Raw genomic sequence first — 16,330 nt, forward strand, 5'->3', positions numbered from 1 at the left:
CCCCGCACCTGGCTCCACAGTGGAGAGCATGTCCGCCGGCAGGCGCTCCGGGAAGAGCCGGACGGGATTCTCAGAGCTAGATTTGAGCTTTCCCCGGCCTTGCGGTGTCGAACTCGTGCGGTCCCGAACTGATCCGGTGGAGGCGGCGGCCGGCCTCCGTCATCCGTCGCAGCAGGTCGTGGGCCTCGACGGGGGTGATCAGGCGTTCGCGCGCGGCTGCGGCGGCCAGGTCGTAGGTCTCCAGGGTGGTGATCCCGCGGCGGCGGGCGTAGCGGGCGGCGTCGCGGTCGTCGGAGATCCAGACGGAGCGGCGGAACTCCGGTTCCTTGGTGATCAGGGCGAGCGTCTCGGCCTCGCCGAGATGCTGGGTGGGGCGGCGCCGGTCGCCGCCGAAGACGGCGCGGCGCAGCCGTTCGACCTCGGTGCGGACGCCCGCGTCGGTGATCTCGATCGGTTCGCCGAGTGCGCCGCCGTCCACGAGACCGGTCAGCGGCGGCAGGTGGCGGGCGGAGAGCCGGGCCTCCCGGGCGACCGCCTCGGACCAGCGGCCCCGACCGTCGAGCACCTTCTCCAGTAACGCGAGCCGGTCGACGGCCGCGAAGTTGCAGAGCACCGTGTTGTCGGGGAACCACCACTGGGTCCGACCGGTCATGGCTGGTACATCAACTCCCCCTGGGCGGCCGACGACTCGGACGGCTCCAGGCGGCCCTCCAGTTCGTCGGGCGCCATGCCGAGCAGGGCGGCCAGCGGTCGCAACGTCGTCTCGCCCGCCTCGAACGCGGACCAGAGGCCCTCGGCCAGCCGAGCGGGCGGGCGTTCGGCGGCGGCGACGGCGGCCTCGCGCAGGTAGGTGTCCATCGCCGCGGTGGCCAGGTGGCATTCGGCGGTGGTGCGACGGCGCAGCCGCGCGTGCTCGGCGGCGCTGATCAGGTCCAGACGGCGCAGCCGGGCTGCGAGCGCGCTCGGGGACACCCGGAAGCGGACCACGAGTTCGGCGAAGTCGAGGGCCTCGGCCGCCACCCGTACCTCCGCCTCCGGCATCAGCAGGGCGGCGGCGAAGGCGTTGGCGCGGACCTCGTCCGGTTCGGCCTGGCGGCCCGGGGCGACGGGCGACTCGGCCAGTGGCTCGGCGGCGTCGCCCGCCAGGAGGTGCCCGAGCTCGTGCGCGAGGGTGAAGCGCTGCCTGGTCCACCGCTCGTCGCGGCGGGCCAGGGCCAGCCGGAAGCCGTCCTCCTGCCAGGCGAAACCGTCCACGGCGCCGGGCAGTTCGGTGACGGCGAAGTCCACGCCGAAGGCGTGCTCGCAGGCGGAGAGCAGCTCGCCGGTGGCGAGCAGCGCGGGCTCGGCGTCCACCAGTGCGTGGACGCGCCCGCGCGCGTCGAGGGCCAGCAGCTCGCCCTGCCGGTCCGGGTCGCCCGCCGGCAGCGGCGGCAGGTCGGGCAGGGCCGGGGCGCGGCCCAGCAGGTCGAGGACGTCGTAGGCGGAGGTGAACCGTTCGGCGCGCTCGGTCAGGCTCGGCCCGTGCCCGGCGGCGTCCCCGCGCGCGGCGACGCCGACGGGGGAGTGCTGTCGACCGGTCAGCAGCCAGTCGACGCTGACCTGGGCGGCCTCCGCGATGAGCGCGAGGTCGAGAGAGCTGAAGCGGCGGATGCCGCCGAGGGACTTGGAGAGCTTGTCGGGCGTGATTCCCGCGAGCGCGGCGAAGGCGGCCTGGCTCAGCCCGGCCCCCCGGATCACCTCGCGTACCCGCCCGGAGACGGATTCGTCCATGCCCTACACAGTACGACGGTGTTGCGAGAATCGCAACGCTGCTACGGTTCCGGTCAGGGGTTCCGAAGAGTGAGGGGGAGGCGGCCATGAGCACGCCCGGGTATCAGCAGGTCCAGATCTCCGAGGTCGCGCGCGGCCGGCTGGACGGTTCGCGGCAGGGGCGCCCGTGCTTCACCTCCGACCTGTCCGTCAACGAGTTCGTGCTCGTCACCGAGTCGGGATTCGAGCCGCTCGGCATGGTGATGGGCACCAGCGTCTACCACGTCGGCGTCCAGTACGGGAACTGGAAGGTCAGCCAGGAGCTCGGCGTCCTCACCCAGGCCATGTACAACGTCCGTGAGTTGGCCATGGCCCGGATGGAGGCCGAGGCCGCGCAGCTCGGCGCGGACGGCATCATCGGCGTCTCGCTGCGCCCGATGAACTACGGCTTCCTCGCCGACGTCGTCGAGTTCATCGCGGTCGGCACCGCGGTCAAGGCGACCGACGGCACCAACTACCGCGCCCCCAACGGCAAGCCCTTCACCACCAACCTCTCCGGCCAGGACTTCTGGACCCTCTGGCAGCACGGTTGGCTCCCGCGCCGCCTGGTGCTGGGCAACTGCGTCTACCACGTGGCCCACCAGACGCTGCGCCAGACGCTGGCCCAGGTCGGCCAGAACGCGGAGATGCCGCAGTTCACCCAGGCCCTGTACGACGCCCGCGAGCTGGCGATGGCCCGCATGCAGTACGAGGGCCAGCAGTTGGGCGCGGACGGCATCGTGGGCACGTTCGTCGACGACTTCCGCTACTGGGGCGAGCACGGCGTCGAGTTCTTCTCCCTCGGCACGGCGGTGAGCAAGGTCCGCCCGGACGTCAACCCGATCAAGCCGACGATGACCATGCCCTTGAACGGGTAGCGGCACCCCTCAGGGGCGCGAGGCTCTGCCGATCCGCGACTGCTCCGCCGGCCTTCGGTCGGGAGACGCCCCCTGCGGGGGCGCCCCTGGGGTCAGCGTCGGAACAGCCACGAGCCGACGCGTCCCGTCCGTTTCTCCGCCTCGCGGGACGCGGCGACCGCCGCGAAGCCGTAGTCGCGCATCCGCTCCTCGTAGGCGCCCACGGCGCCGACCAGCGCGGCCGGGGAGTCGTCGCGCCGCTCCGCGAGTGCGCGGCAGAGCAGCGCAGCGTCCTGCAGCGCGGTGTTCGCGCCGGAGCCGCGGGCGGGGCTCATGGCGTGGATCGCGTCACCCAGCAGGGTCACCCGTCCCGGTGGCCAGGCCGGGACCCGTTCCGCGCTGCGGATCACGGCGAGGAAGGTCTGCTCGACCTCCGCCGCGGCGACCAGTTCGCGCAGGTCCGCGTGGAAGGTGCGGACCGCGCGGCAGGCGAGGGCGTGCAGTGCGGCGGGGTCGGCCTTCTCCAGCTCGGATTCCGCCGCGCCCAGGTCGCGGGCCCGCGCGGTGACGGCCCACATCAGGTAGTCGGGCGCGGGCGAGAGCCGGATCTCCGGCGCCAGTCGCGCCGCGGCCGCCGGGGGCTGTTCGCGCAGCCGGACCAGGCCGGTGGCCAGGCCGACACCGCCTCCGACGAACGCGGTGAACCCCTCCAGCAGCGCGGCCGGCAGCAGGGCCCGGGTCCGGTCGGTGAGGAGCGTGCGCCCGTACAGGCAGCGTCCGCCGGTGTCCTCGACGACGGCGTGCGGCAGCAGTTGGCGGCGCACGGTCGAGTGCACGCCGTCCGCGCCGACCAGCAGGTCCGCCCGTGCGGTGTCCCCGTCGGCGAAGCGCACCTGCACGCCCTGCCCGTCGATGGCGTAGCCGGTGACCGCGCGGCCGTGGTGGATCCTGTCCGCGAGCCCGGCGCAGAGCAGCTCGCGCAGCGTCCTGCGGTGCACGGAGGTGCTCAGGGTGCCGGGCGCGTACGGGTCCTGGCCGCTGTCGCCGGTGACCTCGTGCAGGACCCGGAGTCGTCGGCTCAGCACGGTGAAGCGGCGGCTGGGCTGTCCGCAGGTCGCCTGGAACAGCTCGAAGAGGCGCGGCGGCAGGCATCGCTCCAGCGCGAGCCCGGCGCGCGCGTCGAGATGCAGCCGGTAGCCCTGCGGCCGGATGTCCGGGCCGGTGTCCCGCTCGTAGACGTCGACCTCGATGCCGATCCGCCGCAGGCCCTGGGCCAGGCAGAGCCCGCCCAGTCCGGCTCCGGCCACGGCGACCCGCAGTTCCCCGTTGCGTGCTTCCCCCATGCGCGCCTTCTTCCCGTCCTCGGCGGGGGTAATCGGGCGGGCGCGCCGGGGAGTCATTTACCAAGATTCGTGGCATAAATGCGGTTATGTACGATTCGTGAATAATCGTCTTCTTGCCGCCTCCATCGGTGGTGTCTGCTGCATGCTGGGTGTCGTGGCGGTGTCGGCGGGCCTGGCCCCGGCGCGCGCGGCCGTCCCGGTGTCCGCCCTGGCCAGCTCCGTGCTCGTCCAGTTGACGAACACCCAGGTCGACGCGATCGGCCTGACCGCCTACGCGGGCAGCTACGGCACCGCTGTGAGCACCTCCGTCGGTCAGGACGACCCGGGCGACTTCAGCGACCCCGACGGGATGCTCTCCAGGATCAGCATCGCCACGCAGAACGCCCGCACCTCTGCGCAGACCTCGAAGTACTACGCCCAGGCCAACCTGACGGCGCTGCAGGTCGACTTCAACAGCAAGGCCCTGGTCCGGCTCGGGGAGGCGGCCGGATCGGTCTCCTCCTTCGACTCCTACGCGGAGTGCGTGCCGCCGCCGGTCGGGCCCTACGCGCTCGCCTACAACCGGTCCGCGGGCAGCGTGATCACCGTGCTGGGCCGGCAGGTGAGGATCGGGACCACGAAGCTCGACATCACCGGCGCCGACCTCGGCGTGCCGACGATCGGGACGAGCACCCTGACCGTCGTCGTCGCCCCGCACGAGAACCCCGCCGCGCAGAACCGCCAGTCCTCGGCGGACGCCTGGCTCGACATCGACGTCTCCGGCACGCTGAACGACACCTCGGGCACACAGGTCTACCAGGGCGCCATCACCCGGCTCCGCCTCGGCGAGGTCCACGCCAACTGCGCGGAGAACGGCCCGACGCCGACGCCGACGCCGACGCCGACGCCCACGCCCACGCCCACCGACACGGGCACTCCCACGCCGACGGACACCGGTACGCCGACCCCCACGGGTACGCCGACCCCCACGCCGACGGACACGGGCACGCCCACCCCCACGCCGACCAACTCCACCAACAGTGGCTCACCGACCCCGACCGGGTCGCCCACGGGCACGGTCACTCCCACGCCCCCACCCACGCCCACTCCGACCGGATCGGGCACCACCGCGCCGCCCGTGACGCCGACCCCCACCGATTCCGAGGGCGGCGGGGACCTCGCCCACACCGGTGCTGACGGCCTCACCCCGGTGCTCGCGGTCCTCGGCGCGGCCCTGGCCGCCGCCGGTGCGGGCGTGCTGCGGATCGGTCGCCGCACCGGTCGCGCCCGCCACCGTTAGTCGCAGCCACCGCGCGTGCCGCCCCGGCCGTGCAGGGCCGGGGCGGCGCCTCACACCGTGTTCAGTGCCTCGGTCGGGGAGAGCCGGGCCGCGCGGGTGGCGGGGTAGAGGCCGGCCAGGGTGCCGATCAGGACGGCGGAGCCCAGGCCGGCCGCCAGGCCCTGCGCGGGGACCGACGCGGGCCAGTGGCGCCAGACGGCGTATCCGGCGCTGATCGCCGCGCCCAGGGCGACGCCCGCGAGGCCGCCGCCGCCGGAGAGCGCGACCGACTCGGCCAGGAACTGGAGCCGGATCTGCCCGCGCCCGGCGCCCAGGGCCCGGCGCAGGCCGATCTCCTGACGGCGCTCCAGCACCGAGATCACCATCGTGTTGGCCACGCCCACCCCGCCCACCAGCAGCGCGACCGCGCCGAGGCCGAGGAAGAGCGAGGTGAACGCCGACTTCGCGGCGAGCTGCGCCGCGAGCGCGTCGGAGGGGCGGCTGACGTTGACGTCCTCGGGGTGGCCGGGGTCGGCGGTCTGGGCGAGAACCCCCCGCACGGCGTCGACCTGCTCGTCCGTGGAGCGCTCGTACACCGTCGTCGGATGCCCGTCGAATCCGAGGTCGCTCTGCGCCTCGGGCCAGCCGACCAGGGCGGAGCGGTCCAGCTCCGGCGCCAGCGTGACGGGTGCCAGCACGCCGAGCACGGTGAACCAGCGCCCGGAGAGGTAGACCTGACGGCCCGGCCGGTCGATGCCGAGGGTCGCGGCGGCCTGGGCGCCGAGCACCACCGCCGGATAGCGCTCGGTCGCGCCGTTGAGGAAGAGGCCCTGGGCGAGGGTGCCGCGCACGGTGCCCAGCAGGTCGGTGCGGGCGGCGACGACGGCGATGCCGCCGTTGGCCAGCGGGTCGATGCGGTCCGTGCGCCGGACCGTCGCGCCCTGGACCAGGCCGGTGTCGGTGGCCGACTGGACCGGGCCGATGCGGCGCACCATCGCCGCCGCGTCCAGCGGCAGTTCCGTCGGGTGCCCGAACACGTCCTGGCCCGGCGAGACGGTCAGCATGTTCGTGCCCAACTGGCCGATCCGGGCCAGCAGATCGGCCCGGCCCGCCTCGCTGATGCCGAGCACGGCCACCATCGCGGCGATCCCGATGGCGATCCCGAGGCCCGACAGCAGCGCCCGCAGCGGCCGCCCGCGCAGACCCGCGACGCCGACGCGGAGCACGTCCGAGGCCCGCAGCCGGCTCGGCTGCGGCAGTGCGACGGTCGTGGTCACGGACATCGTTCCCGAGCGCGGGCTCATCGCGCCGCCTCCCCGCCCGTGACCGTCGCGCGCTGTCGGGCCGGGCCGCTGTCGGAGCGCAGCCGACCGTCCAGGATCTCGACGACGCGCGGCAGCTGTTCGGCGATCGTGCGATCGTGGGTGATCACGGCGATGGTGGACCCGCCCTGGTGCAGTTCGTGCAGCAGCGTCATGATCCCCGACCCGGCCGAGGAGTCCAGGTTGCCCGTCGGCTCGTCGGCCAGCACGACGGCCGGCCGGGCGACGATCGCGCGGGCGATCGCGACGCGCTGCCGCTCCCCGCCGGAGAGCTGCTGCGGGCGATGGCGCAGCCGGTGGCCGAGGCCGACACGGAGCAGCGCCTCCCGGGCCGCCTCCCGTCGGCGGCGCGCCGCGACGCCGCTGTACAGCAGGCCCTGCGCGACGTTCTCCACGGCGTCGAGGCCGGGGGAGAGGAAGAACTGCTGGAACACGAAGCCGATCGAGCGCGCCCGCAGCGCGGAGAGCCGCCGGTCGGGCAGCAGCGCGGTGTCGTGGCCGAGCAGCAGTACCTGCCCCTCGGAGGGGCGGTCGAGCGTGCCCATCAGCTGCAGCATCGTCGACTTGCCGGAGCCGGACCGGCCGACGATCGCCAGCATCTCGCCCGCGTCGACCCGCAGCGAGACACGGTCGAGCGCCCGCACGCCACCGGGGTAGACCCGGCTCACGGCGCGCAGCTCCAGCACGGTGGTGGCGGTGGTGGAAGTGGTGGCGTTCGTGGCGTTCACGAGGACGGCACCTCCACCGGCAGACCGGGCGTCAGCCCGGGGCCGCTGACCTCGACGCGTCCCTGCGCGAACATGCCCAGCGTGACCGGCAGCAGCGTCGTCGTCCCGCCGCTGCCGACCCGCTCGACGGCGTAGCCGCCGCCGGCCAGGGCGAGCAGAGCCGACACCGGGACGGTCAGCACACCGGTGTGCACCTCGCTGGTGAACGAAACCGTGACCGGTGCCCCGTCGAGCGACCCGGCCGCGTTCGGCTGGTCGAGGGTGATGTGGACGGGCAGCGTCGCACCCTGGACGGAGCCGCTGGCGGCCGTGCTCCCGGGGTCGGTGCCGCCCGACCCGGACGCTCCGGTGGGACCGTTGGCGCCGCCTGCCGCGCCGGAGCCCCCGGTGGAGGCCACCGTGCCGACGTCGGCGATGTGGCCGGTGACCGTCGCCCCGCCCGGCAGCGCCACCGTCACCGCCGCCCCGGCGCGGGCCAGCTGCTGCTGGTCCACCGGCAGCGGGACGGTGACCAGTCGCCGGGTGGAACTGAGCGAGAGCAGCACGCCCGTCGCGGGCGCGCCCAGCACGGCGCGGACCCCGGTCACCCGCACCTGGCCCGGCTCGACCACCACCTGGCCGGGCGCGAGGGTCCCGGTCTGCGGCCGGCCGAGGTCCGACTGCCACTGACCGACCGCGTCCGCCGTGGCCTGCGAGTAGTGGTCGTCGTCCGCGAGATCCGGCCCGTAGCCGAGAGCCCGCAGCGCCCGCTTGAGCTCCCTGACGTCGGGCCCGTCGTCGACGCCGACCTCCAGGGTGCGCCACAGCGGCACCGAGCCGTAGACGAGCGGCACCGGCAGCCCGTCCACCTCGTAGACCCGTGAGCCCTCCGAGATCCGGTCGCCGACCGAGGGCAGCCAGGTGAGCGTGCCGCCGCCCGGGGCGGCCGGGACGTCGTAGCTGTCGGCGTAGCCGAGCGTCCCGTCGATCTGCTGGTACTGCCGCAGGTCCGCGCGCGTCACCGGCGCGGTGACGAGGTGCGCCGGCGCGGCGGCGGGCGCGGCGGAGCGGCCGCGCCAGGCGAGCACGCCACCGGCGGTGGCGCCGCAGCAGAGCACCAGCACCAACGCTCCGACCGCGATCCGGCGGCCGCGGTGCCGCTCCTCCTCCTCGACGACGGTGACCGGCGGGGTCTCCACCTCGGTCATCCGTTCACCCCCCGCTGCCCGGCGCGGCCGAGGCCGAGGAGCCCGCGGCGCGGCAGGCCAGGACCGCCTGCTCGGTCTTCGGGTCGCCCGCGCCGCTGATCCGCAGCGGCTGGCCGGGCTGCGGGTCCGGCACCGAGATGCCGTGCGCGCGCAGGCACTCGGCGAGCGCCACCGCGCGGGCGACGGCCGTCGGGTCGCCGCCGCCCTTGCCGTCGGCGCCCAGGAAGTGCTGGCAGGTCTGCAGCGCCGCCTGGGTCGCCGCGTCGCCCTTGGTGCCGGCCGGCAGCTGCACGGTCGTGGCCCCGGCCTGCGGGTCGGGCACGTTCACGCCGTGCTGCCGCATGCACGAGGCGAACTGCAGCAACTGCGTGGTCCGGTCGGCGGTGGCGGAGGCCGAGGGGCTCGCCCCGGCTGCGCCGGTGCCGACCGCGGCGACGCCGGGGGATGGCGTGGAGCTGCCGCAGCCACTGAGCACGACCAGCGCGACGGCGGAGGCGAGCGTGGAGGCGAGAGCGCTCGGGAGCGGACGACGCGGTCGGCGACGGCCCGCTCCGGGTACTGACGATGTGGTCATGCCCCTGGTGTAGTGAGTCGGATGTTGCACAGCCGTCTCCGGCCACGGATACGGCGGCGAAAGGTCGCCGCCGATAGGACGGAGTGACGAAGGGGGTAGCAGGGATGCGGGTACTCGTGGCCGAGGACGAGGCGGTTCTCGCCGAGCTGGTGGCCGAGGGGCTGCGCGCGCACGCGATGGCGGTCGACGTCGTCCTCGACGGCGACGACGCACTGGAGCGTCTGGACGTCAACGACTACGACGTGCTGGTGCTGGACCGGGATCTGCCGGGCACGCACGGCGACGAGGTCTGCCGGGAGCTGGTGCGGCGCGGGGCACGCACCCGGGTGCTGATGCTCACCGCCTACGCCGGGGTCGGCGACCTCGTCGAGGGGCTCGGCCTGGGCGCCGACGACTACCTGGGCAAGCCCTTCGACTACGAGGAGCTGGTCGCGCGGGTGCAGGCGCTGGGCCGTCGGGCCGGGCGGGCGCTGCCCCCGGTGCTGCGGGTCGGCGGCCTGGTGCTGGACCCGCCGCGTCGGCAGGCGTCCCGCGACGGGCGTCATCTGCGGCTCTCGCTCAAGGAGTTCGCCGTGCTCCGGGAGCTGATGGCGGCCGAGGGAGCGGTGGTCAGCACCGAGGAGCTGTTGGAACGGGCCTGGGACGAGAACGCCGACATGTTCACCAACGCGGTCCGGATCACGATGAGTCGGCTGCGGGCCAAGCTCGGCGAGCCGCCGATCATCGAGACGCTCACCGGGGTGGGGTACCGCATCCGGACGGAGTCGCCCGCGTGAGCGGCCCCCGGCCGGGCCCCCGGCGACGCGCCCGCCGCCGCTCGGTGCGGCTGACGCTCACCGTCCTGTACAGCGCGCTCTTCCTGGCGGCCGGCACGGTCCTGCTGGGCCTGGTCTACCTGCTGTTCCGGCAGGGGCTCAGCCACAACGTCACCGTCCTGCCCAAGTCCGACCTGCCGGGCCACAGTGTCAGCGGGCTGAGCGCCCGGCAGATCAAGGAGCTGGCGGACCACTTCAACCAGGCCACGCTGCACCAGCTGATCGTCACCTCGGCGTCGGCGCTCGCGGCGACCATGGCGGCGGCGGTGCTGCTGGGCTGGTGGACGGCGGGGCGGGTGCTGCGTCCGCTGCACCGGATCACCGCCACCGCGCGCCGGCTGTCGTTCGAGAACCTGCACGAGCGGATCGCCCTGGACGGCCCCGCCGACGAGCTGCGCGAGCTGGCCGACACCTTCGACGCGATGCTGGACCGTCTCGACTCGGCGTTCGACAGCCAGCGCCGGTTCGTGGCCAACGCCTCCCACGAGCTGCGGACGCCGCTCGCCGTCCAGCGCGCCGCCATCCAGATCCGGCTGGCCCGGGCCACCCCGGCGGAGATCCCGCGCGTCCAGGCCGAGCTGCTCGCCGCCAACCGGCGCAGTGAGCAGCTGATCGAGGGACTGCTGCAGCTGGCGCGCAGCGACCGGGGGCTGACCAGGCGCGAGCCCGTGGAGCTGGTGGAGGTCCTGCGCGAGGAGACCGAGGCGTGTCGGGCGGTCGCCCAGAGCGTCGGACTGTCCCTGCGCCGGGTCGATCCGGAGGCGCCGGAGACTCCCGCGACCGTCCTGGGCGACCGCGTGCTGCTGGCGCAGCTCGTGGTGAACCTGCTGCACAACGCGATCCGCTACAACGTCCGAGGCGGTGCGGTCGCCGTCGGCGTGACCGTCGACGGCGCGCAGGCCCGGCTGAGTGTCGCCAACACCGGCCCCGTCGTCCCCGTCGACCAGGTCGAGCAGCTCTTCGAGCCGTTCCGCCGGCTCGGCCGGCGCGGTGAGCCCGCCGGCCCGACGGCGGAGCTGGGCTTCTCCGCCGGGCTCGGCCTGTCCATCGTCCGGTCGGTCGCCACCGCCCACGGCGGCACGGTGACGGCGACGGCCAACCCCGCCGGCGGTCTCACCGTGGAGGCCGTCCTGCCGCTGGCCGAACCTTCCGCGCGCCGCGACCCCGGCTCCCGTCGGACGGCGGAGCCGCGCCCGGCCCGGGCCGCCTCGTGACGGCCTCATCCGGCGGGGGCGTCGAGGCCGCGTGCCGCGAGAGCGGCGGCGATCTTGGCGGCGCGGACCGCGTCCGAGCCGGCGGGCGAGGCTGCCGCGTCGGGGCCGAGGTAGGCCTCCGCCTGGAGCGCGAAGAGGCGGGCGTAGCGGCCCCGCAGGGCCATCAGCTCCGGGTGGGTGCCCTGTTCGGCCACCCGGCCGTCCTCCAGGACCAGGATGGTGTCGGCCTCGCGGACCGTGGAGAAGCGGTGCGAGATGTACACCGTGGTGCGCCCGTGGGCGAGTTCGCGCAGGCGGGTGAAGAGCGCGTGCTCCGCCTCGGCGTCCAGCGCGGAGGTCGGCTCGTCCAGCACCAGCAGCGGCGTCTCCCGCAGGAACGCCCGCGCCAGGGCGACCTTCTGCCACTCGCCCCCGGACAGCTCCACGCCCGCCGCGAACCACTTGCCCAGCGGGGTGTCGTAGCCGGCGGGCAGCGCGTCCAGCAGGGCGTCGGCGCCCGCGCGGCGGGCCGCGTCCGCGACGGCGGGGCGGTCCTCCAGACGGGATACCTCGCCCAGGCCGATGTTCTCGGCGGCCGTGGCCTGGTAGCGGACGAAGTCCTGGAACAGGGCGGCCACCTGGCCGCGCAGCGCGTCCGGGTCGAGGCGGCGGATGTCCGTGCCGTCCAGCAGGATCCGGCCCTCGGCCGGGTCGTAGAGCCGGCACAGGAGCTTGATCAGCGTCGACTTGCCGGCGCCGTTGCGGCCGACCACGGCCAGCGTCCGCCCGGGCGCGAGGGTGAAGCTGACCTCGCGCAGCGCCCACGCGTCGCTGCCCGGGTAGCGGAAGGACACGTTCTCGAAGACCACCTCGCCGCGCAGCGGGGCGGGCAGCGGCAGGGGTTCCTCGGCGTCCGCCTCCGGGGCCTCGACGGCGAGGAGTTCGTAGAGCTTGCTGAGGTAGAGGTTGTTCTCGTACATGCCGGTCAGGCCCTGGAAGACGCCCTGGATGGCACCCTGGAGCGCGGTCGCCGCCGCCGTGTAGAGCGTCAGGTCGCCGAGCGAGAGCCGACCGTGGACGGCGGCCAGTGCGACGTAGAGGTAGGTGAGCGACCCGGCCAGCACGGTCAGTCCGCTCCAGGCGGCGCCCACCAGGTAGCGGCGGGTCACCACCGAACGCAGCCGGCGGTAGGCGGCGGCGCCCAGCAACCGGAAGCGGTCCGTCAGGTACGGCGCCAGACCGAAGACCTTCACCTCCTTGGCGAAGGTGTCCGTGGTCACCAGCCGGGAGAGGTACTCCATCCGGCGGCGCACCGGCGAGGACCACTGGGCCAACAGGAAGCCGCGCATCCCGTACCGCGAGTCGGAGACGAACGCCGGGACCGGTGCGACCAGGGCGACCAGGGCGAGCCACGGGCTCAGGCCGATCAGCAGTGCCGCCATGCCGACGAAGGTGATCACCGTCTGCACCAGCCCGAAGGCGCCGCCGATCATCGTGACCGGCCGGGTCGCGGCCTCCTGCTGCGCCTGGCGCAGCAGGTCGTAGGAGTCCGGGCCCTCGAAGAACGGCAGCCCGAGCCGGCCCGCGTGCCGCATCACCCGCAGCTGGACGCTCTGCGCAGCCTTCTCCTGCAGCAGTTGCTGGGTGATGTTGCGCAGCGCCGCACAGCCGGTGCTGACGGCGTAGATGGCGAACTGCGCCCCGGCCAGCACCACGATGGCGCTCGCGCTGCTCATCTCCGGCAGCCGCACCTGGCCCCAGGGCAGCGGCAGCGCGAGCGGCACCCGGTCGGGCAGGTGGCGCACCCGCAGCTCCACCGCGCGCACCACGGTGTTGACCAGCAGCCGCCCGGTGACGGCCACGGCCGCCGGGACCAACCCGGCCACCACCGTGGCCAGCCCGAGCAGCACCGTCAGCAGCGGCCCGGCCCGCCAGACCAGCGCCAGGACCCGGCCGAGCCCGACGACCGTCGCGCCGACCGCGCGCAGCCCGCGCGGGGCGGCCGTCGCGGGCCCCGGCACCGTCGTGAGGTCGGCGTCCTCCTGGCCGACCGGCCCGGTCAGGCCGCTGCCGCCGGTCACGGCGGCCCGCGAGGTGTGCACGATCTGGACCATCAGCTCTCCACCAAAACCGCAAGGGACAGGACAGGGGGAACGTCATGACGGACGGCCAGCACGAGGTCCCGCTCATACCGCGCGAGGTGTTGTTCGGGAACCCGGCGCGGATGAGTCCCGCACTCTCCGCCGACGGGGAGCGGATCGCCTTCCTCGCGCCGCACGAGGGGGTGCTCAACGTCTGGGTCGGCTCCTGGCGCAAGGGCGACCACCGGCCGGTCACCGACGACCGCGGTCGTGGCGTGCGCACCTTCGCCTGGGCGCACGACGGACGCCACCTGCTGTGGCTGCAGGACCAGGACGGTGACGAGAACACCCGCCTGTACGCGGTCGATCCGGCCGACGGCGTCACCCGGGAGCTGACCCGGTTCCCCGGCGTGCAGACCCGCATCTGCGGACTCAGCCGGGAGGTCCCGGGCACCGTCCTGGTCGGCCTCAACCTGCGCCGCCCGGATCTGCACGATGCCTACCGGCTCCACCTGGAGACCGGCGAGCTCGTCCTCGCCGCCGAGAACGAGGGCTTCTCCGGTTGGATCACCGACGCCGCGCTGCGGGTGCGCGGAGCGGTGCGGGCGCTGCCCGAGGGCGGCTGCGAGATCCTGGCCCGCGACGACGAGCAGGCCCCGTGGCGGGTGGTGCACGCCGTCGGCGCCGAGGACGAGTCGACCACCCGGCCACTCGGCTTCGACGCGGAGGGGCGTCGGCTGCTGCTGCTCTCCTCCAAGGACGCCGAGACGGCCCGGCTGCTCTCCCTCGACCTGACCGACCCCGACGCGCCGGGCGAGGTGCTCTACGCCGACCCGGAGTTCGACGTCGTCGGGGTCGGCTTCGAACCAGGCGGGCGCCGCCCGCAGTTCGTGCAGGTGCGGCGCGAGCGTGGCGAGACCGAGGTGCTCGACCCGGCCCTCGCCGAGGACTTCGCGCTGCTGGACGCCCACGCGCCCGGCGACCTGACGGTGCTCGGCCGCGACGACGCCGACCGGTACTGGCTGGTCCAGTACAACAGCGACCGGGCGCCGGCCGCCTACTGCGTCTACGACCGCGTCGGGCGCACCGTGGAGTTCCTCTTCAGCCACCTGCCGGAGCTGGAGGGCTATCGGCTGGCGCCCATGGAGCCCTTCTCGTTCCGCGCCCGCGACGGGCTGACCGTCCGCGGCTACCTGTCCTTCCCGCCCGGCGCCGAGCGGCGGGCGCTGCCCGTGGTGGTCTGCGTCCACGGCGGCCCGTGGACCAGGGACGTGTGGGGCTACCGGGCCGAGCCGCAGTGGCTGGCCAACCGCGGCTACCTGTGCGTCCAGGTCAACTTCCGCGGCTCGACCGGCTACGGCAAGCGGTTCGTCAACGCGGGCGACCGGCAGTGGGGCGCGGCGATGCAGGACGACCTGCACGACGCGGTGGCGCACCTGGTCGCGTCGGGGCTCGCGGACCCGGACCGGGTGGCGATCCACGGCGGCTCGTACGGCGGTTATGCCGCGCTCGCCGGGGTCGCCTTCACCCCGGACGCGTTCCGCTGCGCGGTCGCCGTGGCCGCGCCGTCCGACCTGCGGTCCTTCATCACCTCGGTGCCCGCGACCTGGGGTCCGCTGCGCGGCACCCTGCACCGCCGGATCGGCGATCCGGTGGTCGACGCCGAACTGCTCCGCGAGCGTTCGCCGTTGGCGTCGGTGGACCGGATCCGGGTGCCGCTGCTGGTCGCCCACGGCGCCAACGACCCGCGGGTGCGGCAGGAGGAGGCGGAGCAGCTGGTCGCCGCGCTGGAGCGGAACGGGGTGCCGCACGAGTACCTCCTCTTCCGGGACGAGGGCCACGGGTTCGTCCGGCCACGCAACCGGCTGGCCTTCTACGCGGCCGCCGAACGCTTCCTGGCCGAGCACCTGGGGGGCCGGGCCGAATCGAGCGAGCAGCCGGACTGACGCACGAGCGGAGCGGGGCCGGTCCTCACGGACCGGCCCCCGGGCCCTGCTCCGGCGCTCAGCCGAGCGTCAGCAGGCCCTCGCGCAGCAGCCGGCGGACCAGGACGAGACGGCCTTCGTCGTCCAGGCGGCCGGGCAGCGACGCGGGGGTGAAGCTGCCCTCGCCGGAGACCGCGAACCGGACGTCCTCCGCGACCTTGGCGGGGAAGCGGAGCACCTTGCCGTGGAACTCCAGCCGCACGCCGGCCGAGTCCTCGGTGAGCTGCCACAGCAGGTCGGACCGCCGCCGGACCCGGGTACCGGTCTCCAGGGAGCTCAGCCGCTCCAGGTCCACCAGGTGACCCCGGAGCACGGGCTGACGGCCCACCAGGGCCCGGCTGACGGCCCGGTCGATCAGACCCTCGGGCGCTGCCGCGTCCGGCACCGACCGCAGCAGCGCGTCCAACGTCCGGCGGGCCTCCTGCCGCAGCGCCTCGTCGCCGACGAAGCCGGGCGGCAGGGCCTCCCGGTAGCGGGGGTCGCTCTCCAGCACCTGGTCCAGCGCCTCGCGCAGCAGCGTGGCGTAGAGGACCGGCAGTACTCCGACCGTCAGGTGCAGCGAGGCCTCGCCGTTCGAGGTGGCGTCGTGCACGGTGCCACGCGGCATGTACATCAGGTCGCCGGCCCTGAGGTCGAACTCCTGGACCGGTTCGCCGGGCCCGCCCTGCGGGCGGACGTACGGCTGCGAGGTCAGCGGCAGCCGGGTCGGCGAGTCGTACAGGCGCCAGTGCTTGGAGCCCCAGATCTGCAGCACGAACACGTCGTGCGTGTCGTAGTGGGTGTGCAGCCCCTGCTGGCCGGCCGGCGTGAGGTAGGCGTTGGCCTGCATGGCCGCGCTGAACTCCTCCGACAGCGCGCGCACCAGCGCGCCCAGCGGCTCCCAGCGCTCGTGCAGGAACTTGAAGACGACCGTGGACCCCTGGCGGTACTGCTCGTAGAGCACCTCCAGGGCGTTGGCCTGCCCGCCGGGACCGGAGGCCACCATCTCCGCCAGCGGGATCTCCCGACCCGACACCACCAGGCGCAGGTCGGAGGAGCGGATGCTGGAGGTGGAGAGGATCCGGTCGACGTCGTGCAGGGTCAGCGGGTCGGCGTAGTAGTCGGGGTCCTCGCGGTGCACCACGAGCGGCTTGCGCTCCCAGTACTCGCGCTTGAAGGACGCGGGGTCGAGGGGACGGAGCAACCTGGTGAGATCGAGG

Annotated in this window: 14 protein-coding genes; 5 read left to right on the forward strand and 9 right to left on the reverse strand. The window is 74.4% G+C overall.

The genetic code is table 11. From position 1 onward, the window contains the following. Positions 1–76: 76 nt before the first annotated feature. Entirely contained in the window at positions 77–652 is a 576-nt protein-coding gene (locus tag BMY61_RS10370) for a PIN domain-containing protein (RefSeq protein ID WP_042441637.1), read from the reverse strand. After that, the gene (locus BMY61_RS10375) at positions 649–1,770 is read right to left on the reverse strand and encodes a helix-turn-helix domain-containing protein (RefSeq protein ID WP_042441635.1); all 1,122 of its coding nucleotides are present in this window, start codon (positions 1,768–1,770) and stop codon (positions 649–651) included. The genes BMY61_RS10370 and BMY61_RS10375 overlap by 4 nt, the downstream gene beginning before the upstream one ends. A gap of 86 nt (positions 1,771–1,856) precedes the next feature. Between BMY61_RS10375 and BMY61_RS10380 the strand changes: the two genes are divergently transcribed. After that, positions 1,857–2,666: a heavy metal-binding domain-containing protein gene (locus tag BMY61_RS10380; RefSeq protein ID WP_082014637.1), complete on the forward strand. Its 810-nt coding sequence runs from the start codon at positions 1,857–1,859 to the stop codon at positions 2,664–2,666. A 92-nt stretch (positions 2,667–2,758) separates the two neighbouring features. Here the strand turns inward: BMY61_RS10380 and BMY61_RS10385 are convergent, their stop codons facing one another. Beyond that, the gene (locus tag BMY61_RS10385; protein ID WP_042441633.1) at positions 2,759–3,988 is read right to left on the reverse strand and encodes an FAD-dependent oxidoreductase; all 1,230 of its coding nucleotides are present in this window, start codon (positions 3,986–3,988) and stop codon (positions 2,759–2,761) included. 97 nt (positions 3,989–4,085) lie between these two features. Here BMY61_RS10385 and BMY61_RS47520 point away from each other — a divergent pair, with 97 nt between their 5' ends. Then, positions 4,086–5,267 (forward strand): hypothetical protein, encoded by a 1,182-nt coding sequence (locus tag BMY61_RS47520; protein ID WP_236655795.1) that lies wholly within the window; start codon positions 4,086–4,088, stop codon positions 5,265–5,267. Between the two features lie 50 nt (positions 5,268–5,317). Here BMY61_RS47520 and BMY61_RS10395 read toward each other — a convergent pair whose 3' ends face one another. From BMY61_RS10395 to BMY61_RS10410, 4 genes are read right to left on the reverse strand one after another with little or no spacing between them, the layout of a single operon-like run. Continuing rightward, positions 5,318–6,529, reverse strand: a complete 1,212-nt coding sequence (locus tag BMY61_RS10395; RefSeq protein ID WP_042441631.1) for an ABC transporter permease — start codon at positions 6,527–6,529, stop codon at positions 5,318–5,320. A 17-nt stretch (positions 6,530–6,546) separates the two neighbouring features. Beyond that, the gene (locus BMY61_RS10400) at positions 6,547–7,296 is read right to left on the reverse strand and encodes an ABC transporter ATP-binding protein (protein ID WP_082014635.1); all 750 of its coding nucleotides are present in this window, start codon (positions 7,294–7,296) and stop codon (positions 6,547–6,549) included. Further along, a complete protein-coding gene (locus BMY61_RS10405; RefSeq protein WP_042441629.1) occupies positions 7,293–8,483 on the reverse strand; it encodes a peptidoglycan-binding protein in 1,191 nt (396 codons plus the stop codon). Before BMY61_RS10405 ends, BMY61_RS10400 begins: the two co-directional genes overlap by 4 nt. Positions 8,484–8,487: 4 nt before the next feature. Then, positions 8,488–9,057, reverse strand: a complete 570-nt coding sequence (locus BMY61_RS10410; RefSeq protein ID WP_143094259.1) for a hypothetical protein — start codon at positions 9,055–9,057, stop codon at positions 8,488–8,490. 104 nt (positions 9,058–9,161) lie between these two features. Here BMY61_RS10410 and BMY61_RS10415 point away from each other — a divergent pair, with 104 nt between their 5' ends. Further along, complete coding sequence (locus tag BMY61_RS10415) at positions 9,162–9,833, forward strand: response regulator transcription factor (RefSeq protein ID WP_042441627.1); 672 nt, start codon at positions 9,162–9,164, stop codon at positions 9,831–9,833. After that, positions 9,830–11,086, forward strand: coding sequence for a sensor histidine kinase (locus BMY61_RS10420; protein ID WP_042441625.1), 1,257 nt, complete (start codon positions 9,830–9,832; stop codon positions 11,084–11,086). The genes BMY61_RS10415 and BMY61_RS10420 overlap by 4 nt, the downstream gene beginning before the upstream one ends. Positions 11,087–11,091: 5 nt before the next feature. Here BMY61_RS10420 and BMY61_RS10425 read toward each other — a convergent pair whose 3' ends face one another. Continuing rightward, positions 11,092–13,179 carry an ABC transporter ATP-binding protein gene (locus tag BMY61_RS10425; RefSeq protein ID WP_063773139.1) on the reverse strand — a complete coding sequence of 696 codons (2,088 nt, stop codon included), beginning with the start codon at positions 13,177–13,179 and terminating at the stop codon, positions 11,092–11,094. Positions 13,180–13,223: 44 nt separating this feature from the next. Here BMY61_RS10425 and BMY61_RS10430 point away from each other — a divergent pair, with 44 nt between their 5' ends. Further along, positions 13,224–15,092, forward strand: coding sequence for a S9 family peptidase (locus BMY61_RS10430; RefSeq protein ID WP_042441623.1), 1,869 nt, complete (start codon positions 13,224–13,226; stop codon positions 15,090–15,092). A 58-nt stretch (positions 15,093–15,150) separates the two neighbouring features. Here the strand turns inward: BMY61_RS10430 and BMY61_RS10435 are convergent, their stop codons facing one another. Next, on the reverse strand, positions 15,151–16,314 hold the full coding sequence (locus BMY61_RS10435) for a cupin domain-containing protein (RefSeq protein WP_236655794.1): 1,164 nt from the start codon (positions 16,312–16,314) through the stop codon (positions 15,151–15,153). Positions 16,315–16,330: the final 16 nt, after the last annotated feature.

The sequence above is a fragment of the Streptacidiphilus jiangxiensis genome, assembly GCF_900109465.1.
In the GTDB taxonomy this organism is placed as follows: Bacteria; Actinomycetota; Actinomycetes; order Streptomycetales; family Streptomycetaceae; genus Streptacidiphilus; species Streptacidiphilus jiangxiensis.